The sequence below is a fragment of the Bartonella sp. MR168JLCBS genome (assembly GCF_042194175.1).
In genome coordinates this window covers 1-330 of the sequence record NZ_JBHIMP010000360.1, presented here as the reverse complement: position 1 = coordinate 330, position 330 = coordinate 1, and the positions used below count along the sequence as shown (strand labels likewise).

Below are 330 nucleotides of genomic sequence, written 5' to 3'. Positions count from 1 at the left end.
GGAGTTCGCCCTTCTGAAGAATATCTTTTCTGTATCATAGCATCTCCTGTTGAATCATATTTCAAAGGAGAAGAAAAACCTATCAGTGTATGGATTGAAACAGATCATAGCCGAGCTGGTCCAGGGGGAACCGGTGCTGCGAAATGTGGTGGAAACTATGCAGTAAGCTTACTTGCACAAAAAAATGCAACTGAAAACAATTGTAGCCAAGTGCTTTTTCTTGATATGATTGAACATAAATGGGTTGAAGAGCTTGGTGGTATGAATGTTTGCTTTATTATGGCAGATAATACACTTGTAACACCTGCACTTAATGGCACCATTCTTCCA

Annotated in this window: 1 protein-coding gene; it reads left to right on the top strand. The window is 39.7% G+C overall.

Features of this window, described 5'->3' with window-relative positions:
• Positions 1-330: aminotransferase class IV (locus tag ACFIK8_RS11395; protein ID WP_375669492.1), on the top strand; the 330-nt coding region annotated here is incomplete at both ends.